The sequence below is a fragment of the Streptomyces sp. NPDC104309 genome (assembly GCF_055584025.1).
In genome coordinates this window covers 82,870-106,864 of the sequence record NZ_JBVJMV010000019.1, presented here as the reverse complement: position 1 = coordinate 106,864, position 23,995 = coordinate 82,870, and the positions used below count along the sequence as shown (strand labels likewise).

Annotated in this window: 20 protein-coding genes and 1 tRNA gene; 12 read left to right on the top strand and 9 right to left on the bottom strand. The window is 66.1% G+C overall.

Features of this window, described 5'->3' with window-relative positions:
* Positions 1-251: 251 nt before the first annotated feature.
* Positions 252-983, bottom strand: a complete 732-nt coding sequence (locus ACZ68L_RS26445; RefSeq protein WP_469581065.1) for an HAD family hydrolase — start codon at positions 981-983, stop codon at positions 252-254.
* Positions 980-2,338 (bottom strand): helix-turn-helix domain-containing protein, encoded by a 1,359-nt coding sequence (locus tag ACZ68L_RS26440; RefSeq protein WP_469581062.1) that lies wholly within the window; start codon positions 2,336-2,338, stop codon positions 980-982. The genes ACZ68L_RS26445 and ACZ68L_RS26440 overlap by 4 nt, the downstream gene beginning before the upstream one ends.
* Before the next feature lie 899 nt (positions 2,339-3,237).
* Here ACZ68L_RS26440 and ACZ68L_RS26435 point away from each other — a divergent pair.
* From ACZ68L_RS26435 to ACZ68L_RS26400, 8 genes are all read left to right on the top strand, one after another.
* Positions 3,238-3,390: a hypothetical protein gene (locus ACZ68L_RS26435; protein ID WP_469581060.1), complete on the top strand. Its 153-nt coding sequence runs from the start codon at positions 3,238-3,240 to the stop codon at positions 3,388-3,390.
* 125 nt (positions 3,391-3,515) lie between these two features.
* Positions 3,516-4,823 (top strand): ATP-binding protein, encoded by a 1,308-nt coding sequence (locus ACZ68L_RS26430; RefSeq protein WP_469581057.1) that lies wholly within the window; start codon positions 3,516-3,518, stop codon positions 4,821-4,823.
* Positions 4,823-5,248 carry a roadblock/LC7 domain-containing protein gene (locus tag ACZ68L_RS26425; RefSeq protein WP_469581055.1) on the top strand — a complete coding sequence of 142 codons (426 nt, stop codon included), beginning with the start codon at positions 4,823-4,825 and terminating at the stop codon, positions 5,246-5,248. Before ACZ68L_RS26430 ends, ACZ68L_RS26425 begins: the two co-directional genes overlap by 1 nt.
* Positions 5,245-5,625, top strand: coding sequence for a DUF742 domain-containing protein (locus tag ACZ68L_RS26420; protein ID WP_469581053.1), 381 nt, complete (start codon positions 5,245-5,247; stop codon positions 5,623-5,625). The genes ACZ68L_RS26425 and ACZ68L_RS26420 overlap by 4 nt, the downstream gene beginning before the upstream one ends.
* On the top strand, positions 5,579-6,181 hold the full coding sequence (locus ACZ68L_RS26415; RefSeq protein WP_469581051.1) for a GTP-binding protein: 603 nt from the start codon (positions 5,579-5,581) through the stop codon (positions 6,179-6,181). The genes ACZ68L_RS26420 and ACZ68L_RS26415 overlap by 47 nt, the downstream gene beginning before the upstream one ends.
* Complete coding sequence (locus ACZ68L_RS26410) at positions 6,178-7,485, top strand: cytochrome P450 (protein WP_469581049.1); 1,308 nt, start codon at positions 6,178-6,180, stop codon at positions 7,483-7,485. Before ACZ68L_RS26415 ends, ACZ68L_RS26410 begins: the two co-directional genes overlap by 4 nt.
* A complete protein-coding gene (locus tag ACZ68L_RS26405) occupies positions 7,395-8,630 on the top strand; it encodes a cytochrome P450 family protein (protein WP_469581047.1) in 1,236 nt (411 codons plus the stop codon). Before ACZ68L_RS26410 ends, ACZ68L_RS26405 begins: the two co-directional genes overlap by 91 nt.
* A 73-nt stretch (positions 8,631-8,703) precedes the next feature.
* The gene (locus ACZ68L_RS26400; protein WP_469581044.1) at positions 8,704-9,177 is read left to right on the top strand and encodes a helix-turn-helix domain-containing protein; all 474 of its coding nucleotides are present in this window, start codon (positions 8,704-8,706) and stop codon (positions 9,175-9,177) included.
* Between the two features lie 23 nt (positions 9,178-9,200).
* Here the strand turns inward: ACZ68L_RS26400 and ACZ68L_RS26395 are convergent, their stop codons facing one another.
* A complete protein-coding gene (locus ACZ68L_RS26395; RefSeq protein WP_469581041.1) occupies positions 9,201-9,542 on the bottom strand; it encodes a hypothetical protein in 342 nt (113 codons plus the stop codon).
* A gap of 90 nt (positions 9,543-9,632) precedes the next feature.
* On the opposite strand from ACZ68L_RS26395, the gene ACZ68L_RS26390 reads away from it, so the two are divergent.
* Positions 9,633-10,292 (top strand): helix-turn-helix domain-containing protein, encoded by a 660-nt coding sequence (locus ACZ68L_RS26390; RefSeq protein WP_469581038.1) that lies wholly within the window; start codon positions 9,633-9,635, stop codon positions 10,290-10,292.
* Positions 10,289-11,905 (top strand): tyrosine-type recombinase/integrase, encoded by a 1,617-nt coding sequence (locus ACZ68L_RS26385; protein ID WP_469581035.1) that lies wholly within the window; start codon positions 10,289-10,291, stop codon positions 11,903-11,905. The genes ACZ68L_RS26390 and ACZ68L_RS26385 overlap by 4 nt, the downstream gene beginning before the upstream one ends.
* A 174-nt stretch (positions 11,906-12,079) precedes the next feature.
* Here the strand turns inward: ACZ68L_RS26385 and ACZ68L_RS26380 are convergent, their stop codons facing one another.
* Genes ACZ68L_RS26380 through ACZ68L_RS26370 form a run of 3 tightly spaced genes read right to left on the bottom strand, consistent with a single transcriptional unit; the run spans position 12,080 to position 17,871 of the window.
* Positions 12,080-15,154 carry a type I restriction endonuclease subunit R gene (locus ACZ68L_RS26380; protein WP_469581032.1) on the bottom strand — a complete coding sequence of 1,025 codons (3,075 nt, stop codon included), beginning with the start codon at positions 15,152-15,154 and terminating at the stop codon, positions 12,080-12,082.
* Position 15,155: 1 nt separating this feature from the next.
* Positions 15,156-16,364: a restriction endonuclease subunit S gene (locus ACZ68L_RS26375; protein WP_469581029.1), complete on the bottom strand. Its 1,209-nt coding sequence runs from the start codon at positions 16,362-16,364 to the stop codon at positions 15,156-15,158.
* Positions 16,357-17,871 carry a type I restriction-modification system subunit M gene (locus tag ACZ68L_RS26370; protein WP_469581027.1) on the bottom strand — a complete coding sequence of 505 codons (1,515 nt, stop codon included), beginning with the start codon at positions 17,869-17,871 and terminating at the stop codon, positions 16,357-16,359. The genes ACZ68L_RS26375 and ACZ68L_RS26370 overlap by 8 nt, the downstream gene beginning before the upstream one ends.
* A gap of 290 nt (positions 17,872-18,161) precedes the next feature.
* Here ACZ68L_RS26370 and ACZ68L_RS26365 point away from each other — a divergent pair, with 290 nt between their 5' ends.
* Positions 18,162-19,283 carry an IS630 family transposase gene (locus ACZ68L_RS26365; protein WP_469581024.1) on the top strand — a complete coding sequence of 374 codons (1,122 nt, stop codon included), beginning with the start codon at positions 18,162-18,164 and terminating at the stop codon, positions 19,281-19,283.
* Between the two features lie 43 nt (positions 19,284-19,326).
* Positions 19,327-20,109, top strand: coding sequence for a class I SAM-dependent methyltransferase (locus ACZ68L_RS26360; RefSeq protein WP_469581020.1), 783 nt, complete (start codon positions 19,327-19,329; stop codon positions 20,107-20,109).
* 749 nt (positions 20,110-20,858) lie between these two features.
* On the opposite strand, the gene ACZ68L_RS26355 is transcribed toward ACZ68L_RS26360, so the two are convergent.
* From ACZ68L_RS26355 to ACZ68L_RS26345, 3 genes are all read right to left on the bottom strand, one after another.
* A tRNA-Thr gene (locus tag ACZ68L_RS26355) sits at positions 20,859-20,932 on the bottom strand.
* Positions 20,933-21,084: 152 nt separating this feature from the next.
* Complete coding sequence (locus ACZ68L_RS26350) at positions 21,085-22,617, bottom strand: alpha/beta hydrolase (RefSeq protein WP_469581017.1); 1,533 nt, start codon at positions 22,615-22,617, stop codon at positions 21,085-21,087.
* 126 nt (positions 22,618-22,743) lie between these two features.
* Entirely contained in the window at positions 22,744-23,949 is a 1,206-nt protein-coding gene (locus ACZ68L_RS26345; RefSeq protein ID WP_469581015.1) for a DNA polymerase III subunit delta', read from the bottom strand.
* Between the last annotated feature and the right edge of the window lie 46 nt (positions 23,950-23,995).

The following is a 23,995-nucleotide window of genomic DNA, read 5'->3' as shown; positions in this document are numbered from 1 at the left end:
ACTTCCGTATGCTGCCAGACGGTATCTGGAACGCGGCATTGAAGGCGGGCGTCGAGACGTCTACCGCGTGCGCACGTGGCACACCGGTCCTCATCGTTGTACTGGCTCAAGCGGCATCCGCAGTCAGCGCATACGCGAGCGTGCCTTGGCATCGCATCCCCGTTTCTCGTCTGCGCCAGACAGCGTAGGCGGGGTACGCGCGCACCGGTATCACTCCTGCAATACGGGCAGTTGAGGCACGCTGGCGGCTCTCAGGCGCGGCCGAGGGTTGTCTTGACAATCGCGTCCAGGAGCCGTGGGACGTCTTCGAGACTGTCGAGGACCACGTCGGCTCCGGCCGTGGAGAGTTCGGCGGCGGTGGTCTTGCCGGACGCGACTCCAATCACAGGAGCGCCGCCTTCAAGCCCGGTACGGACGTCTTCGAGGGAATCTCCGATGATGACCGTGTTGGAGCGGCTGAAGGCGGTGGTTCCGTACTTGGCCTGGGCTCGCTCCTGCGCGACGGCGACGAGAGCCGGGCGGCGATCGTCATCCGAGGAGTATCCGCCGATCTCCGTGTCAAGGAACCCGTCGAGGTGGAACGCTTTGAGCTTCAACAGCGCGTTGGGCTTGAGATTTCCCGTGACGACGGTAGGAACGCAGCCCGGTTGTGCGTGCACGGCCTTGAGTGCGTCCACGGCGCCAGGCAGGAGCACTCCTTGCTCACGAAGGTCGTCGGCGTGCGCAACGAGGTGCTGCGGCAGGAGTTCCACCATGCGCGGCACCAGGCTGGGGACGTCTGCCTCGGGGACGCCGTTGTCCAGGAGCAGGGATCGAATAGCGAGGGGCATGGTGACGCCGGTGCCGCGGGCCGGAAGGTGTTCCGCGGGGCGTCCGAAAATCTCCGCGAAGGTCTCCCGGTACACCTGCCGGTCGATGTCACCGACGTACAGCAGTGTGCGGTCGATGTCCCACAGCACGAGAATCTGCCTGGCATCCGTCAAGTTCGGCTCCCTGTTGCCGTCGCGGTGGCGCGTCGCTCCAGTACGTCCTGAGCGTACGGATCGTGGGCGACGGGCTGGAGTTGTTGGATCATGGTCGTGACGTGACTGTCGAACCGTGCCGACTGAAGCTTCTCGGCGAGATCGAGAACCTCGTGTGCCGTGGCGCAGCCGGCTTCGACGTCGCCCTGCTCGATGTGGGCGATTGCGGCGCGGGAGAGGAAGAGGCCTCTGGTGCGACGATCCGCCGGGTTGAGTGCCTCCCGGGCGTTCATGAAGCTGGCGACGGCCCCGTGTGGATCGCCGAGGTCGAGGTAGCAGCTGCCTGCTTGTCCGTGGATCTCGCCCTCGTTGACCCAGTAGAGCCAGTGCGGGTCGTGTTCCGAGCGGCCTTGGGCGCACAGTTCAGCGGCTTTCCCTAGCGCGGCGAGCGCCGCCTGGCGTTCGCCGAGCTTGGCGTGCCCGCGGGCCTGTCGGGTCAGGAGCATCGCTTCGAGTGCGGGCGTACCGAGCTTCCTGATCTTGTCGCGGGCCCGCTGTGCCGCGGTGACGGCGTGGTGCGGAGCTCCGGTGGAGTAGCCGTGAATCGCTATGTACGAGAGCGCACCGGCGCCCAGGCGTACGTCGCCGGATGACTTCGCGGCACGGGCAGCCGCGAGGAAGTACCCCTGGGCGACGTCATGCTGGCCCGAGTCGAAGGCGAACCAGCCGGTCTGCGTGGCGGTGTCAGCGGTGATCGCTGCGAGAGAGCGTCCAGTGGCCTCGTCGTAAGAAGACTCGTTCATGATGAGCTTGAGCAGTTCGAGATGGGCCCTGCCCATCTCGGTGAGCGTGCCACTCCCGGCGCTCGCATCCATGATCCGCAGCTCATCCGTGGTTCCCTGCAGCTTGCCCAGTAGGGAGTCCGAGATTCTGCTGCCATCCCTGGCACGCTTGAGCGGCTCGGCTTCTTCAGTACCCCAGTGGTGCACGAATGCGGTCAGCGCAAAGCCGCTTCCGGTGAGGAACTTTCGGCGCTCCACAGAGCCACCCCCTGCCGCGTAGTCCAATGCAGCCACCATACGACTCGCGGTCCAGGGCAGGGACGGGTCCAATTCGCCGGCGAACGGGTTGGACTCCTCCCGTCCGGCCGGACGGGCAGACTTCCTTGAGAGCGGAAGAGGGACCAGTTCAGCGGGCGTGCCGAGGCCGGTCAGGAACTCGGTGATCTTGTCAATGTTGGTGAGCCTTCGTGCCCCGGACTCCAGCATCGACAGGAACGCCTGGCTGAGGCCAGTGAGGTGGGCGATGTCGTCCTGCCGGAGGGATCCGCGTTGCCTGACAAGGCGGCTGACCTGCCCGAAGTCCCAAGCTGCCAAGGCTTCACGGACCTCGATATCGCGCCACACTCCTTCCGGCACGGCCGGGTACTCACGCTCCGTTGCGTCCCGCGACCGGGTGCAGACCGCACACAACGATTCCGCGTTGTAGCGACTCAGCCCGCATCCGCACCGAGCGCACTGCCGGTCTGTCCGCTGAGCCACCCCGTTACCTCCCCGTGAGCGCTTGCGCGGTCTCAACGGCCTTTCCTGAAACTGGAATTACCTAAGTGATATCACCCTCGGAATGTGCGCAATCAACTTTCGGTGACCAGTCTTGGCCTTCCGTCGGCACCAGTTGATGAAAGTTGACCGGCCGAGCGGCTCAGGCCGTACGTACAGACGTGCAGGAGACCCGGTGATTGCCCCTCTTAGTCGAGTAGAAGGCGTGCGTGATCTGCGACTTGCCCCACGGGATGTCTTCCTTGCTGAGACTCGGCAGGGCGCGTCATCTTCTCGCCATCGTGGTCTCACACCGGAGTCGACGTTGTCGTCCGCGCTGCGGACTGAGCTGCCTTGGAAGGTACAACTGGTGGAGCAACCGCCTCCGCTGCTCGGGCACCCCGTCGATGTGGTGCGGACCGGTATGCGCGTCGGCATACGCGCCTTGGAGGCGGTCCGCGGGCGGCCGCATCCCGTGGGGCCTGTTCTCGTCTGCTTGTCTCACCTACTTACGCACATCCCGGTGGAGCCTGGCACCGTGTTCCGCTGGCACACGCCACAATCTCTCTGCCGGCCCGGCGTATTGTCCTGCTCGGATCCTGGGGCAACTCGACCCGGGTGTCTGCGTATCTGGCTGATCCCTCATGAGGGCGTGCGTCCTTACACGGACAGCGCCGAGCTCCGGCACCAGATCACGCTCGCCCGCTCGGCACACGTTGGTGGCCGGGGGGTGCCCCGTGGCCATTAGCATCTCCGCCGTCGTACTGCTGGCCGTCATGGCCGTCGTGCTGATCCGGAGTAAATCCTTGAAGCCGGGGCCAGCGGTCGTATGCGTGCTCTTGGGCTTCTACCTGGTCGGCTCCTCGATTGCGCCAGCGTCGCTCGAATGATCAGCGGGATCAAGTTCTAGACCAGCCGCCAGTACAGGGATCAGCGCACGAAAGTCAACTGTCCTCCGTGCTCCTGCACCGGCATCCCTCCATCCCCCCAAGCCCCGTCTACTGAGGACTCTTTGATGACGCAGATACTGGTGGCCTTGTTCGCGTCAGTGGCCGTGGGTACGGCCCTTGTCGCTGTGTCACTCCTGGTCCGTGCTCGCCGTCAGATGCTGAGTCTGCGCGCGGAGAGGGACGCTGCCGCCCGTGAGACCGCTCAGGTCGCCGCCGGGCACCAGGCTCTGGTGGACGAGACATTGCACTTGGCGGCCACTCGCCTGCCGGCCCTGGCCACTCACCTCGCACACCGGCACATCCCCGTCCCTGGTCTTCTGCACTCGGCCCTCGTCGGCACCGGCATCGACCAAGCCCACAGAGAGGTTCTTGACCACCTCGCCCGGGCAGTGGTTGCCGAGCGGCATCGCGTCGATGAAGCCGCGCAGACCGTGACTCGGGCGGCGACGACTGTCATCCAGGCACTGAGCCACCAGCTGCGGAACAAGATCTCCGAGATGCAGCATCGCTACGACGACCCCGGCCTGGCCCAGGACCTCCTCGGGCTTGATCACCTCAATGAGCAGAATCTACGCCGGATCCAGGGGACCGGCGTGCTGTGCGGTGCGTGGCCGGGCCTCACCCACGCGGACTCGCACCTCGGCGATGTCGTCGTCGGCGCTCAGTCCCGTATTCGCGGCTATCACCGTGTCCAGGTCACCAGCCAGCTCGAGGCCCCTGTTGCCGTGGTGGCAAGGGCTGTGGAGCCCGTGGCCATCACCGTCGCCGAGCTCCTGGCGAACGCCGTGCACCACACGCACAGCACCCTGGCCATTGACGTCAGCCTCCACCAGGCCGAGTCCGGGGCCTGCGTCGTCATCGATGACGCAGGGGTCGGCATGCACGCGGACGAGGTGGAATTCGCCGCGCGGATGCTGTCAGGGCAGGCTCCTATCCTGCTGACCGAGCTCGGCGATCCCCCACGCTCCGGGCTTGCCACCATCGGCCGCTTGGTGCGGCAGTACGGGTTCTCCGTATCCATCGACAAGGCGTCGTCGTACGGCGGGGTCCGGGCCGTCGTCTTCATCCCCGGAAATCTACTGACGCTGCTCAACGAGCACACACATCCCATGTCCGCGATGGCACCGATCCCCCGACAGGTGGCACCGCCGACACGGAATGCGCCCCTGCCCACAGCAGACGCCGCTGGTACAGAAGGGGATCTGCCTCGCCGACGCCGTCGACAGGCCCAGCCCGCCGGCCATGCCTCCGCTGCCGCTCCTCAGCAGACGCGCAGCCCAGAGGAGACGCACACGACGTGGAGTGCCCTCCAAGCCGGTACCGCATCCGGTCGCGCCGCCTCACACACCGATCACTTTGAAGGGAACCACTGATGACCAACCCCAAGCATCCCGTGATCAAGGACGTGTCCTGGGTGCTGGAGCCGCTCCTGGACCTGCCCTACGTCGTGCACGCGCTGGTCCTCTCCGGCGACGGACTTGTCATGGGCGCGTCTCCCAGTCTCGGCCGCGAGGCAAGAGAGGGCGCGTCCGCGATGATGTCCGCCCTCCGGGGCGCGGCTCGCGCCGTGGCCATCGCGTTCTCGGGCGACGAGAGCACCCAGCTCCAGCAGATCGTTGTCGAGACAGATTCGGGGTTCGTGTTCGCGATCCCGGCAGGTGCGAACGCCGTCCTGGCCCTGTTCGCCGGCCGGAACGTCGACATAGGCATCGTGGCGCATCACATGCAGATCCAGGTCGCGACCCTCGGGAGCAAGGTCATGAACACCGAGGCCCGGGACACCGGCACACCGGCATGACCGCCGGTCGTGACAGCCGCCGCTTGGTACCGGCCTACCTGGCGACGGCAGGCAGGACGCAGCCGACCCGCAACACCCTGGACCGGCTCACCCTCTTGAGCGCGTCCAGTTCGCAGATCCCCGACGGACTGGTACCGGCGCAGCGCCGCCTGGCCGTGCTTGTCCACGGTGGGGCGCTGTCCCTCGCTGAGGCTGCTGCGTATCTGCGGCTGCCGGTGAGCGTGGTACGTGTCCTGGTGGCCGATCTCGTCGACTGCGGGCATCTCGGTGCCCGTGCCCCCATTCCCGAGGCCGACCGGCCAGATCCGCAGCTCCTAGAAAGGGTGCTCAGTGGACTCCGCTCCATCCGTGAACCCCAGGTACCTGGCGAACGCTGACCAGACGCTCGTGAAGGTCCTGGTCGCCGGGCCTCTCGCGGTTGGCAAGACCACGATGATCGACACGCTATCCGAAACAGTGCCGCTTCACACTGAAGAGACGATGACCGAGGCCGGCGCCACAGTCGACCGGCTGGCCGGTGTCCCGAATAAGGACACCACGACCGTGGCCATCGACTTCGGCCGTCGGACTCTGCCCGGCGATCTCGTGCTCTATCTCTTCGGTACCCCCGGACAGGAACGCTTCAAGCCTCTGTGGGAGGACATCTCCCGCGGGGCGCTCGGCGCACTCGTCCTGGTCGATACCCGGCGTCTGGATGACTCGTTCGAGGTCATCGGCTTGATCGAGGAACAGGGCATCCGGTACGCCATCGCGGTCAACGTCTTCGACGACACGCCGGACCACCCTGTCGAGGTGCTGCGCGAGCATCTCGATCTCGACGAGCAGACCCCTTTGGTCCTCTGCGATGCGCGCGATGCGACCTCATCCATCGACGCACTGATCGCCCTCGTCTCCCATCTGATCGCCCACACCGCCTTGGACGCCGCCTCATGACCTACTACACGCCGGAGGTCGTACCGCTGTACGGGCCGGACTTCGCCGCCGATCCGCACGCCATCTACGACCGGCTACGACAGTACGGGCCGATCGCCCCCGTCGAGATCTCCCCCGGTGTGAGCGCCTACCTCGTCACCGATTACCAGGCCTCACTCGACCTCCTCAAGGACACCGACACCTGGTCCAAGGACCCTCGCATCTGGCAGGAGACACTGCCCGCGGACAGCCCGGTCCTGCCCATGATGCAGTGGCGCCCCAACGCGCTGCTCAACGACGGCGACGTCCACGACCGCTACCGGTCCGTCATCACCGACAGCTTCTCCCTCATCGAACCGCACCGCATGCGCCACCAGGTGGCCCAGGCTGCGGACCAGCTCATCCGCGAGTTTGCCACGACCGGCGAATCCGATCTTGTCACCCAGTACGCGCGCCCGCTGCCGCTGGTCCTGTTCAACACTCTGTTCGGGATGCCCGACCACTACAGCCCACGCCTCGTCGCTGCTCTGGCCGGCATGTTCGACTCGGCCGGTCCCGAGGAAGCCACCAAGGCGAACACGGACTTCGAGCAGTACGTGATAGAGCTGGTCGCCCTCAAACGGGGCCAGCGTGGCAATGACTTGACCTCATGGTTCATGGATCACCCCGCTGGGTTGAGCCCGGAGGAGCTCATCCACCAGGTCGTGCTCACCATGGGCGCAGGACACGAGCCGACAACGAACCTGATCTCCAACGCACTGTCCCGCATGCTGTCCAACCCCGCCTACTACAGCACCCTGTCCGGCGGAGCCCTCACCGCCCGAGACGCGATCAACGACGTGCTGCGCAACGAGCCGCCCATGGCGAACTATTCGGCCCACTTCCCTCGCCACAACGTCCGTTTCCAAGGCACCTGGATCCAAGCCCACCAGCTGGTCCTCGTCTCCTACCACGCGGCGAACACCACCCCCGACGGGCTACCCACGGATGCCGTACGGACAGACGGTGGCGCACACCTCGCGTGGGCTGCGGGACCCCATGCGTGCCCGGTCAAGCAGCCCGCGCTGCTGATCGCGACGGCGGCGATCGAACGGCTCACCAGCCATCTGTGCGACCTCGAACTCACCGTTCCCCGCGAACAGCTGAGCTGGCGGCCCGGCCCGTTCCACCGCGCACTCACTCACCTTCCGGCGCGCTTCACCGTCGTTACCCCCAACCATGCAGGAGTCACTCCATGGACCAGCCCTTCATCATCGACCCGACCGGAAGCGACATCCACGCAGAAGCCGCTCACCTCCGAACCCGCGGCCCCGCATCCCGCGTGACACTGCCCGGCGGCACCGAGGCGTGGGCCATCACAAGTCACTCTCTGATCAAGGTCCTGCTGACCGACGATCGGGTCAGCAAGGACCCTCGCCAGCACTGGCCCGCCTGGCAGCGCGGTGAGATCACACCCGATTCCTGGCTCTACACATGGATCGGCGTGGTCAACATGTTCACCGCGTACGGACCGGACCATCGTCGGCTGCGCAAGCTCGTCGCCCCGGCATTCACCGCCCGCCGCACCGAGGCACTTGCCCCCCGCATCGAGAAGATCAGCAAGCAGCTCCTCGACACCATGGCCGCTTCCCCGGACAACCAGCCCATCGACCTGCGCGCTGTGTACGCCCATCCGCTGCCGATGCAGGTCATCTGCCAACTGTTCGGGGTTCCCCACAAGATGCAGCCGCGCACCGCGAAGCTGATCGAGCACATCTTTGACACCACTGTCACCCCCGAAGAGGCCGCCGCCACCTGGCAGGGCATTCACGCGCTGCTCAGCGAACTGATCACGCTCAAGCGCATGTTTCCCGGCGACGACATGACCAGCGTCCTGATCACGACACGCGACGACGACGGCACCCGCCTGAGTGAAGACGAACTCCTGTACACCCTGCTGCTCGTCATCGGGGCCGGATTCGAGACCACCGTCAACCTCATCGGCAACGCGGTGCATGCCCTGCTCACGCACCCCGAGCAACTCAGCCTCGTGCGCACGGGTGGGGCCTCCTGGAACGCGGTCATCGAGGAAACTCTGCGCTGGGACCCGAGTGTCGCCAGCCTGCCCTTGCGATACGCCGTCGAGGACATCCCCCTCCCTGACGGCCAAGTGATCAGCAAGGGCGAGGCCATCCTCCCCGCCTATGCTGCGGCCGGCCGCGACCCCAAGCATCACGGCACCAACGCCGCCGACTTCGACATCTCGCGAACCACCCAGGGACATCTTGCCTTCGGCCACGGCGTGCACCTCTGCATCGGCGCGCCCCTTGCCCGCCTCGAAGCCCGCATCGCGCTTCCCGCTCTGTTCGAGCGATTCCCCGACCTCGCCCTTGCCGACCCCGCCGGTGCTGTCCAGCCCGTCGAGTCCTTCATCGCCAACGGTCTGCGGCGTCTGCCCGTCCATCTTCAGAAGGACCCGTCAGGCGCCTGATCTGCCCCGTACCGACCTGCCTCGCACGCGAACAACGAAGGGATGGCTGATTCCGGTGCCCGCACAACCCCGCATGACACCGTTGCCCCTCACCCGAGCTCAAGGCCGAGTCCTCTCCAAGATCGCCGAAGGGAGCAACACGGACGAGACCGCCGACGAACTGGAGATCGCGCCCGGCACGGTCAGCGTGCAGCTGACCAGCATCAGTCGGAAGCTCGGAGTGAGCGGACGCGCCGCCCTCGTACACGCCGCCTACCTCACCGAGCAGCTTTCACGGCCGGAGCGTGAAGGCTTCGACGGCAAGTTCACCGACACGGAAATCCAGACGTGGCGGCTCGTCGCATCCGGAGCGTCAGCACAACTCGTAGCTGACGTCTGCCGGATCTCCCGGGATACCGCCCGCGACCGGATCAGAATCTTGCGGCGCCGCGTGGACGCGGCCAACGACCCGCACTTGGTCACTCTGGGATGGCGCTACGGGGTCGTTGACGAGTCGCTCGTCGACATGGCCTCTGGAGTGCTCATCGCCGTGCCTGTGCGTGGATGAGAATTCCCCCGTGGTTGGCATGCTCAAGCCGCGAGCAGTTCAGACAGACGCTCGGCTGGGTCGCCGCCGAGCGTGTTGCGTGGGTGGCTGCGGTGTTCATCAGCTCTGGCTTCAGGCTTCCCGCCCCCCGGCTGCTGGCGCTCCAGCCCCAGCAGCTTCAGCAAGTCGGCGGTGACCACCCGGTAGGCGTTCCCGAGCCGAAGCACCTTGACCGGGTACTCCCCCTGCTTGGCGAGCCCGTATCCCGTGGATCGTCCGATCATCAGCGCCCGGTTCGCGGTGTCGAGGTCGATCACCGCCGGGAGGGCAAGCAGCTCGTCGCCAGTCAGCCCTCGCGCCTCACGGGACGAATCAGATGCCACCATGGCGCCCTCCTGGGACTCGACGTGTCGTTGTGACGCCATAGATGTATCACGTAGTTGCGGCAGCACCTTCTGGCTACCTAAAGTGTCACCATGACACCTGCTCAATGGCCTACAGCGTTTACCGGTCGGATCGCCCAGCGCTTGCGGGACTCGCGCAAGGCCGCTGGCCTCACCATGGCCGAAGTCGCCCAGGGCTGTGCCGACCGCGGCTTGCCGGAGTTCACCGAGCACTCGATGAAGAATCTGGAGTCCGGGCGCAAGACGAGCATCACCGTGGCGGAGGTAGTCGTACTGGCTGACGTCCTGGGCGTCCCGCCGGTGACTCTCCTCTTCCCGCTCGGGTCCTCAGCCACGGTCGAGGCCCTCCCCGGCCGCGAAGTCTCTACCTGGGATGCGGTCGCGTGGTTCACCGGCGAGTCGCCCTTGGCCGAGCCCGCCCCCGAAGGCTCCGCTCGGGACATCCTCGACCTCTTCCGTCAGCACGGCGAACTGGTGGCTGCCGCGATGTCTTCCCACGCCTTGGCCAGGGAGAGGCGGCGGGCGGCCAGCACCACCCTTGACCGGGCCCGTAGAGCCACCCTCCTGCAGCGCGCCGAGGGCTACGAGGAGCACGCGTTCGAGGACGCCCGAGAGCTACGCACCTACCGGGAGCAGATGCGACAGCGCGGCCTCACTCCTCCGGGCCTCCCCGATGGACTCGCCTTCGTCGACCAGCCCGACATACACCCCGAGGCGGAGGAGAGTGAATGAAGAACGGCACCATAACGCGGCGGTGCCGGTGCACTGACCCGGAGACCGGAAAGGATCTCGGGGCGTCGTGCCCGAAGCTCCAGTCACGACGACACGGGACCTACGGGGTCTTCCAGGAGTTGGATCCCGCTCAGGATGGACGGCGGCGACGATTCCGGCGCGGCGGCTTCGAGACTTCCACCAAAGCCCAGGAGGAGCTGGCCAAGGTCCGCGCCCTCATGGCCATTCCCGAGGAGGACGACGCCTGGGGCAGGACGCAGATCAGCGATCTGCTGGAGGACTGCGTCACGGAGAAGGCCCCTCTGCCGGACTACGACGAGACCCGTCGCCGGTTTCAGACCGGGCAGTCGCTCAATTCCAAGACCACCGTTGGGGAGTGGCTGGACACCTGGCTGGCCGGACGTAAGCGCCTCCGCCGGGGTGGAGTGACACGCTACGAGTGCGATATCCGCGTCCACCTCCGGCCCCATCTCGGCCACCTCCGACTCGACAAGCTCCGGGTCCACCACATCGACACGATGTTCGAGTCCATCAACGAGCGGAACATCGAGATCCAGGAGCAGAACGCCCAGCGGCGGGCCGTCGCCGACGAGCTGAAAGCCACTCCGAACAAGGGAGTCGAGAACCGTGCGCGGCGGAAGTGGCTCCGTGCTCAGCTCGACGCGATGCCCTCGTTCCGCCGGATCACCGGCCTGAACACCCAGCCTCACATCCGGGACACGCTCCGAGCCGCGCTGAACGTCGCCATCGCCCAGCAGGTGATGCCCGCCTTCAATCCGGCTGCCCACGTGGAGCTGCTGCCCGGAACGAAGCCGAAGGCCCTGATCTGGACCGACGAGCGCATTGCCCGCTGGAAGGAGACCGGCGAGAAACCCTCGCCGGTCATGGTCTGGACCCCCGAACAGGCCGGGGTCTTCCTCGATTTCGTGGCCCAGGATCGCCTGTACATGCTCTGGCGCATCATCGCCTTCCGGGGCACACGACGCGGCGAAGGCTGCGGCCTCCGCTGGGAGGACCACTCCGCCAAGGCCCGCTCGCTGGCCATCGCCACGCAGCTCGTCCAGGACGGCTGGGAGGTCCACGAGGGCGCTCCGAAGACCGACAGCGGTTTCCGCCTCGTCGCCCTGGACGACGAGACCAACAACGGCCTCGTCGCGCACAAGGCATGCCAGCAGCGCGAGCGTGAGGAGTGGGGCGACGGTTGGCAGGACACCGGGCGCATCTTCACCCAGGAGGACGGCTCCCTTCTCCACCCGGGTAAGGTCAGCGACCTGTTCGAGCGTCTTACGGAGGCGGCCGACCTTCCGCCCATCCGCCTCCACGACCTCCGGCACGTCGCCGCGACGCTGATGCTCGCGGCCGGCGTCGACATCAAGGTCGTCTCGGAGACCCTCGGTCACTCCGACACCCGGATCACTCGGGACATCTACCAGTCCGTCCTCGACGATCTGGCTCGCGACGCTGCCGAGAAGGTCGTGCAGCTCGTGCCGCACGCCCGCAAGCCGATGGCGGCTGTTCCCGATGTCGCGCCGAAGACAGACACGGCTCCTCGACGGCCGAGGATGGCACCGCCACGCAAGGACGACGCATCACAGCAGAATCGTTCCGCCTGACGGCGAACGGAAAAGGAGTCCTGGTCAGAGGGAAGCTGACCAGGGCTCCGGCTTTTGTTGGTCACAGCAGACCGCGCTGCTGTGCCCACTGGGCGATGGCTCCGGAGGTGCGCTGTGAGAAGCTCAGCCTCAGCACTTGGACAATCTTTGCGATGATCCCGGTCGTGACGTCGCTCAATAGTTCTCCCGCACGTACTCGTACGTTCGGTCGAACAGCTCGCCCTTGATCGGCAAGCTGTACTCCTTCAAGACGGAACGCAGCTCGCGACGGACGCGTTTGTCACCCGCGTCGCTCGCGCTCCAACCGGCATAGGCGACCTCGACGACGATCGAGTCGATCCGCGAGGCTATGTCGGGGACGATCTTGTGCAGCCCGGGCGGTGTGTTCTCCGCGACGATCTGAGTGAGCGCCCCACGCTTCGGTTCGACCAGCCGGTCGAGCGCTCCCTGGTCGCCCTGTTCCGCTGCCCGGTCCGCGGCGACCACGACCTGAGCGATCTTCAGCGCTTCCTCGAGGAACGCCAGCGAGTCCTCGACGTTCTCGATCGCCTTGGCACGGAGCTTCTCGATCCGCTCCGCCAGCGACCGGTACGCCGGGCTCTCGGTATCGGCGAGCCGACGCCTGAGGCGCGCCTCGATGGAGTCGAGGACCTCCTGGTACACGTCATCGGCTTTCGACTCCGGCGTCTGCTGCTCGGAGAGCTTCAGCTGCTCGGCGATCTTCTTTACCAGCGCCAGGCCGGCAGCGTCGAGCGTGACTGTCTTCGACAGCATCGACTTCACGCCCACATCGCTCATGTGACCGTGAATCAGGTCAGTGGTCTTCGCGCCGAGACGTGCCCAGAGGAACGTCTTGGAGACGTCCTTGGGCCGGATCGACTCGTACACCTTCGCGAGCCAGAAGTACTGCCCCTTGAATGGCCGGAGCATCGGGTGTGGGTCGAGGAACTCCCACACCGTCTGCAGCGCGACGTAGGTCTCGATGAACTCGGTGCGCTGCGCGCCGCCCTCGGGGATCCGCTCGTGGGCCTCGGCGAGCGACTCGAACGACGAGTCACTGGTGTCGATGCCGCCGAACAGATGCAGCAGACGCGTGAGGTCGGCGACGAACTTCCCCGCCAGTTTGGAGGCGTCGGTGACGTTGAGCTCGTCCTCTTCGTCGTCCTTCACCTTCGGGCCGGCGACTGCCTTGCCGATGGCCCTCGCGAGCCCGATGTAGTCGACGACCCGCCCGAAGTCCTTGCGCTGACCGGTGACAGGATTCTTCCACGGACGGTTGGGCCGCGTGATCGTCTGGAACAGGTTCGTGTCCTTGGCGGGCTTGTCGAGATACAGCACGCCCTCGATGGGAGCGTTGAAACCGGTCATCCACTTCGCGGTGACAACGATGAACGACATCGGGTCATCGACCTTCTTGAAGCGGCGCTTAAGCGCCTCCTCCTGCTCCGGAGTAAGCAGGTGCTTCTTGTGCTCCTTGGGGGTCTCCTTGCTGTCGGCGACGTGCATCACCACACCGACCTCACGGAGTCGTCCGTCCGGCATGACTGCAGCACGGCGCTCCAGCTCGGCCTCGATGGCCCTGGTGTACGCGATCACAAGGCGCTGGTTGTAGGCCACGACCTGAGCCTTCTGCCCCAGAGGCGCGACATAGGTAAGGAAGTGATCGACGATGTCGGCACACACAGCAACCACGCGCTCGGGGTTGGACAGGATCGTCTCGATGTGAGACGCCTTCCCCGACAGGAAGACCTTCTCCTCCTCGTCCAAGCCCTCCTCCGTAGCCAGCTCGTCGAAGGCCTCGTCCAAAGCTTCCTTGTCGAGGTTGAACCCGACAGACCGGCCCTCCACGATCACTGGCTTGGTGAACCCATCGGCGATGGATTGCTCCGGCGTATACCGCGACATCACAAAGTCCGGGTCGCCAGGGTCGCCGAACAGCTTGAACGTCGAACGGTCCTTGTCCTCGATCGCAGTACCCGTCGCACCGAAGAACTTCGCATTCGGCACCGCCGCGCGCCACGCATCGCCGAACTTCCCCTCCTGCGAGCGGTGCGCCTCGTCAACGAGGACCACGATGTTCGACCGGTTGTTCAGATGGCCGGCCTCAGCGAACTTGTGCACCGTCGTGATGACCACACCGGGCTCACCGCTACGCAGCAAAGCGTGCAGCTCCCGCCGATTGCGGGGCACCGACATTCGCGGCATGCCGGCAGTCTCGAACATCTCCGCCGTCTGCCGGACCAGATCCTTACGGTCGGCGATCACGATGACAGTCGGCGCGCTCCCGAACTTCCCCGTCACCGCGTCATCGCGCAGCAAACGGGCGGCGGCGAAAGCCATGAGTTCGGTCTTGCCCGATCCCTGGTGATGCCAGATCAGTCCGCCAGGACGGCCTGCGAGCACTTTTGCGTGGATCGCCAGAGCCGCCTCGAATTGCGGGTAACGAGGCAAGAACTTGATGTCGACCTCGGAGGCGTCCCGAGCGTGACGGAACATCACCAGGTCCTTGAGGATCGGCAGGATTGTCTCCGGCCGCAGCAGCAAGCGCGCGGCCCGCTCGACACGAGCCGGGCCCGTGACGGTTTTTGGGTCGTCCTCAGTGGACCCCCACGGGGCCCAGATCTCGGAGTCGGGGTCCGGGACCGCACGGATCGGAGCCATGCGGAACTCCAGGCCCTCGGTGGCGACGTTGAAGACGTTCGTCGCGAAGAAGTTCGGGTATTCCTCCTCGTACACGTCGTGAAGGTCCTTCGCGGCGTTGACCCACGAGACCTGATGCTTCACAGGCGTCTTGGTCTCGGCAACGACCAGCGGGAACCCGTTGACGTAGTAGACGACGTCGAACCGGCGCGTTTTGGTCGCACCGTTGACGGTGACCTCGTCAGCGACGGTGAAGCGGTTGTTGTTGAGGTCTTTAAAGTCGATCAGCCGACGAGGCACATGCCTACCGTCGATCGTTGTGAACGAGTGGTCGCCACGAAGCATCACGGTCAGCCGCTCGTTGGCCGCAACGAGACCGTTGTGCGCATCGAGGACAGCCTGATTGAGCTCATGCAGAACGAGGTCCGCCGACTCGGGGTCGTCGACCAGCTCCGGGTTCAGCGCGAGCAACGCTTCGCGTGCCCAGTCCTCGACGATGACGTCATGCTCATCGCGCGGTAACTCGTCCCCTTGGAGACGCTCCCAGCCAGCCTCCTCCGCCCACTCGAGCAGTGAACGCTGGATCGTGCTCGCTTCCGTCCACCCCATGTCAGGACACCTCCTCGAGCAGAGCGTCATAGGTCTCGGGAATCTCGATCTCCTGGTTCAGGAGGGAGGTCAGAAGAGTCGAGCGGAACGCTCTGAGTTGAGCGAGTTCTGAATGGGCGGCGGCGCTCTCGGAAAGGAAGCCGTCCAAGACTGTTGCAACCGCCCGCTGCTCGTCGACCGGCGGGGAAGGGATACTGAACGTCTCCAACTGAGCCTTCGTAAGAGCTTGCCGAGTGCTGCCGGAACCGGACATCACATCGAGGGCAGCCTTCAGATCCGAACGTCTGAGCACGTGAGCGAGGTACGACGGCTCGAGGACATCTCGGTTGCATCGCAAGATTGCGACGTGCTGGTTCACCCGTGCAGGTAGTGCTTCGTCCGGCACCATTGCGACCCGGTTGACTGAGGCCCCCGTGATGTTGATGAGGACATCGCTCGGTTCCACGGCTACGTTGTCGAGCGAGCGAGCTTGGTCGTCAAGGATCTTCGCCAAGCCATTCCACTCGAAGCGACCGTCGTACACGTTCTGGGAGCGGATCAGTGAAACGCCCTCCAGCACGTACGCGGCTTCACCTCCACGTGGGGTAGCTCCGCTACCGATTTTGGTCGTCAACATCTTCAACGGGACTTCAGAGCCATTCATTGCCGTGAGTAGCGAATCACGAGTTGCCTTGAGGGCCATCTCCGCCGCCACCGTCTCAATCGCCAGCCTTTGGACCAGCGCATCGACCGCGACCACGACGTCAACGATGCGGCGCTGCTCCGACAAGGAGGGGAGAGCAAGTTCCATCGTCAAAAAGTCAGCAGGCTTGACCCGTTCACGCCTGCCACCCATGCCGGTCGACAACGCCTGCAGTTGCTCCCACAGTCGTTTTGTGGTGGTAAGGAGTCGGAAGTATTCGGGAAGCATTCGCTCACCGCACGTGAATGTCGGAAATTCTTGCGACGCGTAAACCCCGCCAAGATCGTTCGGAGCAACGGTGATCGCTCCTTCGAACGCCTTCAAGCGGCTGTAGACGATCTGGTTTGGGCGGATGCGATTCAGCGTCTTGTACGAGGTCTCACTGCCAGTGATCGGTTCCCGAAACAACAGGCCCCGACCGCGGTTCAAGACACCGACGATGTCATAGGAGGTCGTCGCCGTGACCGGGACCGCGTCGACGTTCAGCGCGATGACCTCGTCGAGCCGGACCCGCTCCCACTCACTCACTGGGCACCCCGAACACGCTCAGGTCGACTCCTGCCGCTGCGAGCCGCTCGAACATGACGGCCTCGGTATTCATCCGGTGTTGGCGAGCATCGGCATATGCGACGAGCGCTGCACCCAGATCGGCAGTCTCCTCGGCAGCAACCTTGATGTAGCGGCCGATGTTCAAGTCGAAGCCGTTCTGCTCGATCTCCTCGAACGGCACCAGACGGACGTTCGCACCACCCTCACCGTCTGGGTCGTTGCCTGTCTGGTACGCCTCGATGAGAGCCCTGACGTCAGCCTCGGACATACGGTTCTGCTTCTTGCCCTTGACGAACCGGGCCGAGCCGTCGATGAAGAGGACGTGCTCCTTGCGTTCGACAGGCTTCTGATCACGGAAGATCAGCAGGCACGCCGGGATCGAGGTCGAGTAGAAGAGGTTGGGCGGCAGCCCGACAACGGCTTCCAGAAGGTTTTTCTCGATGAGGCCCTGGCGGATATTCGCCTCCGCGCCTCCGCGGAACAGCACGCCGTGAGGCATCACCACACCGACGCGGCCGGATCCAGGCTTCATCGACGAGACCATGTGCTGGACGAAGGCGTAGTCGCCGTTCTTCGCCGGCGGAACGCCGCAGATGGCTCGCGGGTCCGAGGACCAGCGGTCCGCTCCCCAATTTGCCAGCGAGAAGGGCGGGTTGGCGATCACGGTGTCGAACTGGCGGACAGCACCGCTGGGGGCCTTGAACGCTGGAGCGCGGAGGGTGTCTCCGCGCTTGATGTCGAAGTCCTCGATCTCGTGCAGGAACAAGTTCATCCGGGCGATCGAGGCCGTCGTCAGGTTGATCTCCTGGCCGTACGCCCTGAGCGTACGGTGATCCTTGCCGGACTCGCGCAGCTGGTTGATCGTCGCGACAAGCATCCCGCCGGAGCCGCAGGACGGGTCGTAGACGGACTCGCCCGGCTCAGGCTGGAGGATCCCGACGAGCAGGTTCACGACCTCACGGGGCGTGAAGAACTCGCCGGCCTTTTTGCCCGACTCGTCGGCGAAGTTCTTCAGCAAGTACTCGTAGCCCGCGCCGAGCAGGTCGTGCGAGACCGTCGACGGGTCGAGCCTGATCTTGTTGAACGCTCGGATGAGCCCCAGCAGGGCCGACTCCGGGATGCGCTCCTGGTTGCCCCACGAGGCGTCGCCGAAGACGCCGGCGAGCGAGCGGGGGTTGGCCATTTCGATTCGCTGGAAGGTCTTCGCGATCTCCGCACCGAGGTTGGTGAACTTGTCGGTGACCTCGCTCCATAGCGTGCCCTCGGGCAGCTCGAACCGGTGAAAGTCGGCCTCGATCTCGTCGTCGAGGTCGTCGCCGTAGGCATCGAACGCCGCGTCGTGCTCGTGGACCCAAGTGTCGCTGATCCACTTCCAGAACAGCATCGGGAAGACGTAGGTCTTGAAGTCAGCCGGGTCGACGGGGCCGCGGAGCGCGTTCGCGGCGTCCCACAGCCGTGATTCGAGCTCGTGCTGGGTGATCGTCACAGAGATGAGGTCCTTCATTGAAGACGGTGCCCCGATTATGGAGGAGGGCGCTGACATTTGGGGAGTCCGATACGGCAGGCAGCAGCGACCTGCAGACGATGACCAGCACCCACGCTCCGAACCGAGCGTGATCGCGGACACACTTGGATGAACGATTGGCCACCGTACTGGAGCTTCTGGAACGCCCCACCGGACGAACTCTGCTAGTGCTCTGACCACGTAGGTTCGCCGGGTTGGGTGTCCGAGCGGTGAGATGAGCGGTGACGTCCGATCTGACCGCTGGGGGTGTGGTGGCTGAGCCTGTCCGTGTGCGCAGGTTGACTGACCAGGAGGGGCAGAAGCTGCAGCAGATCGTGCGCCGGGGCAGCACCAGTGCGGTGCGTTACCGGCGCGCGATGATGTTGCTGGCCTCGGCTGGCGGGAACCGGGTGCCGGTGATCGCGAAGTTGGTGCAGGCCGACGAGGACACGGTCCGGGACGTGATCCACCGGTTCAACGAGGCCGGTCTGGCCTGCTTGGACCCTCGGTGGGCGGGAGGCCGTCCCCGCCTTCTCAGTCCTGACGACGAGGACTTCGTCGTCCAGACGGCCACCACCCGACCGACCAAGCTCGGGCAGCCCTTCACCCGCTGGTCCATCCGCAAACTCGCCGCCTACCTGCGCCTCGTACACGGCCGTGTGATCCGGATCGGCCGCGAGGCGTTACGGTGCCTGCTCGCCCGCCGCGGCGTCACCTTCCAGCGCACCAAGACCTGGAAGGAATCCCCCGACCCCGAGCGCGACGCCAAGCTCGACCGGATCGAGCACGTGCTGGAGCACTTCCCGGACCGCGTGTTCGCGCTCGACGAGTTCGGCCCGCTCGGCATCAGGCCCACCGCCGGGTCGTGCTGGGCCGAACAGGGTCGGCCCGAGCGGCATCCCGCGACCTACCACCGTACTCACGGGGTGCGCTACTTCCACGGTTGCTACTCGGTCGGCGACGACACGCTCTGGGGCGTCAACCGGCGCAAGAAATGGGCCGCGAACACCCTGACTGCGCTGAGGTCAATCCGGGCGGCCCGGCCAGACGGCGCCCCGATCTACGTCATCCTGGACAATCTGTCCGCCCACAAGGGCGAGACCATCCGACGCTGGGCAAAGAAGAACCGGGTCGAGCTGTGCTTCACCCCGACCTACGCGTCCTGGGCCAACCCGATCGAGGCCCACTTCGGACCCCTGCGGCAGTTCACCATCGCTAACTCCAACCATCCCAACCACACCGCGCAGACCCGAGCCCTTCACGCCTACCTCCGCTGGCGCAACGCGAACGCCCGCCACCCCGACGTGCTGGCCGCCCAACGCCGCGAACGCGCCCGTATCCGCAGCGAGAAGGGCATCCGCTGGGGCGGCCGAAGTCAGGCAGCCGCTGCCTAAAACTGCCCGCACTCCCCGGCGACCACGCACTACGGTGGGATACATGTCCGAGCCCTCCGTGCGGGATTTCTACGACGATTTGGCCCACGACTACCACCTGATGTTCCGGGACTGGGACGCAAGCATGGCCTACCAGGCCGAGGTATTGGGTGGGCTCCTCCGCCAATCTCTCGGCGCGGGACCACACACCGTCCTGGACTGCTCGTGCGGGATCGGCACCCAGGCCATCGGCCTGGCCCTGGCCGGGCACCAAGTCGTCGGCAGCGACCTGAGCCCGGTCGCCGCCGCGCGCGCCGCCGCCGAGGCGGCGGCCCGGGGAAGCCGGCTTCCGGCCGCTGCGGCTGACATGCGCCAACTGCCTTTCAGAGAGACGTCATTCGACGTCGTCCTCTGCGCGGACAACTCGCTCACGCACCTACTCTCCGGGCAAGATCTCCGGACGGCACTCCTCGGCATGAGACGAGTACTCCGAGACGACGGACTGCTGGTGATCACCGTCCGGTCCTATAACGAGACGCGCCAGACCAGACCCACGTCGACACCTCCCCAGGTCTCGCAAACACGCGACGGCCAAGCGATCACCTTCCAGCTGTGGGACTGGCACGAAGACGGCGAACGCTACGACCTGGAGCACTTCCAGCTCATCCCCGCAAAGAACACCTGGCAGGTCCGAGTCCGCCGGACCACCCACTGGGCGCTGACGCCCCCGCAGCTGACAGAGTTCGTGACTGAAGCCGGCTTCACCAAAATCGCCTGGCACAGTCCGGCCTCCAGCGGGTACTACCAGCCCGTGCTCACCGCACAGCGCGCTCCCTCAGCGCAGTAGCCCAGACATCGGCTCCGCCCTGCCTAACTTTCCGATCATCCATGGCAAACCGGTGAACGTTGCCGGTCACAGCACTAGAAGCAGAGGCCAGCGAAGAGGACGGCTATAGGGCTGCAGGCGAACAACCGCGCGCAGGACGAGCGGCCCGTCGAGAACATCGTCTCGGAGTTGCTCGGCGCTTCAACCGCGCTCAGCTCGTCGACGAACACGAGCCAGGCACTGGTGCCGGGGAGTGTATGCGCGGCGCCATGGCTCAAGTCGCCGCCGGGTCGACATGATGTTCTCCGCCGGCCAGTGAGCCCGCACGCTCGACCGTCTCTCCCTGCCCCGCGCCCTCCGATGCCGAACGGCGTCTTGCCTGAACCGGCCGGCCCGATGGCCGCCTCGTGCTCAACGTGGTTCCAGTGAAGCGACCCTGCCGGCACGAGCATCACCTGTAGGGTCGATCCCTCTGCCGACGCGTACGGATCCATCGCTTGCACCTCAGCCTCCGTCTTGTAGAAACCCCCCAGAACCCTCCCGGAAGACCTTCGGTCCGTGAACCGCGGATGAGTCCCTGACACCGCCCCGTTGTCGAACGCTCTCAGTCGCCCGTTCGTCCACCGCTCTGCACGCTCGCCGTCCGTCTGTCCACCGGTTGTCCACCGGAGGCGATCATGGTGCCTCGGAAGGGGCGCCCCGCCACTACGGATTGAACTTGAAAAGCACAAAACCCCAGGTCACGGCGAGTGAGTCCTGGGGTTTCGCTGAGCCGCCTTCGGGATTCGAACCCGAGACCTACGCATTACGAGTGCGTTGCTCTGGCCAACTGAGCTAAGGCGGCACGCCCTGTCGCACCATGGTGCGATCAGCAGCGTCGCCAAGTCTACACAGTTTCCGAGGGTGCTCCGCACCAGCCCGGCTGTGGACCGTTCCCGCAGGTCAGCGGCTAGTCAGTGAGGACCGGCGGGAGGTCGGGCGCCGGTCCGGGCGGGATCAGGAGCACTGCTTGCCGTCGGCCGGCGGGGTGCCGTCCAGGAGATAGGTGTTGATCGCCGTGTCGATGCAGTCGCTGCCTCGGCCGTACGCCGTGTGGCCGTCTCCGCGGTAGGTGAGGAGAGTGCCGGAGGAGAGCTGGCCGGCCAGGGACTCGGCCCACTTGTACGGGGTGGCCGGGTCGCGGGTGGTGCCGACCACGACGATCGGGGCCGCGCCCTTCGCCTCGATGCGGTGGGGGGTGCCGGTGGCCGGGACCGGCCAGTGGGCGCAGTTCAGCGCTGCCCAGGTGAAGGTCCTGCCGAAGACCGGGGACGCCTTCTCGAAGCTCGGCAGTGCCCGGGCGGCGGCATCGGCGTCAGCGAAGGCGGGCGGCAGGTCCAGACAGTTCACGGCGGTGTTGGCGGCCATCAGATTCGCGTACGTGCCGTTCGGTTCGCGTTCGTAGTAGCCGTCCGCCAGGGAGAGCAGGCCGGAGCCGTCGCCCTTCTCGGCGCCGGTGAGGGCGTCGCGGAGCTGGGGCCAGGCCGACTCGTCGTACATGGCGGCGATGACCCCCGTGGTGGCGAGGGATTCGGTGAGCTCGCGGGAGTCGCCGGTGGGGACCGGCTTGGCGTCGAGGTCGGCGAAGAGCCGCTTGAGGCGGGTGGCCGCGTCGGCGGTGGAGGTGGTGCCGAGCGGGCAGCCCGCCTTCTTCACACAGTCGGCGGCGAAGGACTGGAACGCGGTCTCGAAGCCCGCGGTCTGGTCACGGTTGACATCGAGAGCCGGGAGAGACGGATCCATCGCGCCGTCCAGGACCAGACGGCCGACCCGGGCGGGGAACAGCTCGGCGTACGTCGCGCCGAGATACGTACCGTACGACGCCCCGACGTAGTGCAGTTTCTCGTCGCCGAGCAGGGACCGCAGCATGTCCATGTCGCGGGCCGTCTCGACGGTGGAGACATGCGGGAGGATCTTGCCGGAGTGCCGCTCGCAGCCGCTTGCGAACTGTTGGTTGGCGGCGCTGAGCCTGTCGACCTCGGCGGCGTCGTCCGGGGTCTGGTCGACCTGGGTGTAGGCGTCCATCTGCGGACCGGTGAGGCATTCGACGGGCTCGCTGCGGGCCACTCCGCGTGGATCGATGGCGACCATGTCGTAGCGGGCCCGGACCTGGGCGGGGTAGCCGATGCCGGCGTAACCCTGCAGATAGCCGATGGCCGAGCCGCCGGGTCCGCCCGGATTCACCAGGAGGGAGCCGATCCGCTCGCCGGGTCCGGTGGCTTTCGCGCGGGAGACGGCCAGTTCGATGTCGCCGCCGTCCGGCTTGGTGTAGTCCAGCGGTGCCCTCATCGTCGTGCACTGGAATCCCTCGACGCCGCAGTCCCGCCAGTTCAGTTGTTGCGCGTAGTACGCCTTGAGCGCGGCGGGGACGGACGGCGAGGACGAGGACGACGCGGCGTTCGTCGAACTTCCGCTGCTGCAGCCGGAGATGAGGAGGCCGGCAGTGCCGAGCGCGATGGCGAAGATGCGGAACGTGCGCCTGGTGTCCATCCCCGGAGCGTAGTCGCCGCGTGGCGGCTCGCCCGATTCTTCGCCCATACAGGTGAAAGCGATGATAAGCGGTGATGACGACCGGCAATGCCGAACCTCGGTGATGAGCAGCGGTGCCGAGTGGCGTCAGCCCGCGCGCAACGCCATCGTCATCGCCTCCACCGCGAGCAGTGGCGCCACATTGCGGTCCAGCGCCCGACGGCAGGCGATCACCGCCTCTATCCGGCGCAGCGTGCGCTCGGGCGTGGACGAGCGGGCGACGCGGTCGAGGGCGTCCTGTACGTCCGCATGGGCGATGGCGATCCGCGAGCCCAACTGAATCGCCAGCACATCGCGGTAGAAACCGGTCAGATCGGTGAGCGCGAGATCGAGACTGTCACGCTGCGTACGGGTCTTGCGGCGCTTCTGTCTGTCCTCCAGCTCCTTCATCACCCCCGCCGTGCCGCGCGGCATCCGTCCCCCGGCGGCTGCGCCGAGCGCGGCCTTCATCTCCTCCGTCTCCTTGGCGTCGACCTCCTCCGAGACCTGCTTGGCGTCATCGGTGGCGGTGTCGATCAGCTCCTGGGCGGCCTTGAGACAGCCTCCGATGTCCTCGACCCGCAGCGGGAGCTTGAGTACGGCGGCCCGACGGGAACGGGCCCTCTCGTCGGTGGCGAGGCGGCGGGCCCTGCCGATGTGGCCCTGAGTGGCACGGGCGGCGGACGCGGCCCGCTCCGGATCGATGCCGTCACGCCGGATCAGCACATCGGCGACCGCGTCGACCGGGGGCGTGCGCAGCGTGAGGTGACGGCAGCGGGAACGAATCGTGGGCAGCACGTCCTCAAGAGAGGGTGCGCAGAGCAGCCACACCGTACGCGGCGCGGGCTCCTCGACCGCCTTCAGCAGGACGTTCCCCGCGCCCTCGGTGAGCCGGTCGGCGTCCTCCAGGACGATGACCTGCCAGCGGCCGACGGCCGGGGAGAGCTGGGCGCGGCGGACCAGCTCGCGGGTCTCCTTCACACCGATGGAGAGCAGATCCGTACGGACCACGTCGACATCGGCGTGCGTACCGATGAGGCTGGTGTGACAGCCGTCGCAGAAGCCGCAGCCTGGTGCGCCGCCCAGAGCGCGGTCGGGGCTGGTGCACTGGAGTGCGGCGGCGAAGGCTCGGGCGGCGGTGGACCGGCCGGAACCCGGTGGCCCGGTGAACAGCCAGGCATGGGTCATCTTCGACCCCGGAGGCACCGGCTCCCCCGCAGAGGCGGCGGTGACCAGCACATCGGCGTCCCGAGCGGCGGCACCGAGCTGCTCCTGCACCCGGTCCTGGCCGACCAGGTCGTCCCATACGGTCATGGGTCATCGCCCTTCCGGTGGTGTGCGGCCGCACGGCTGTCGTGCG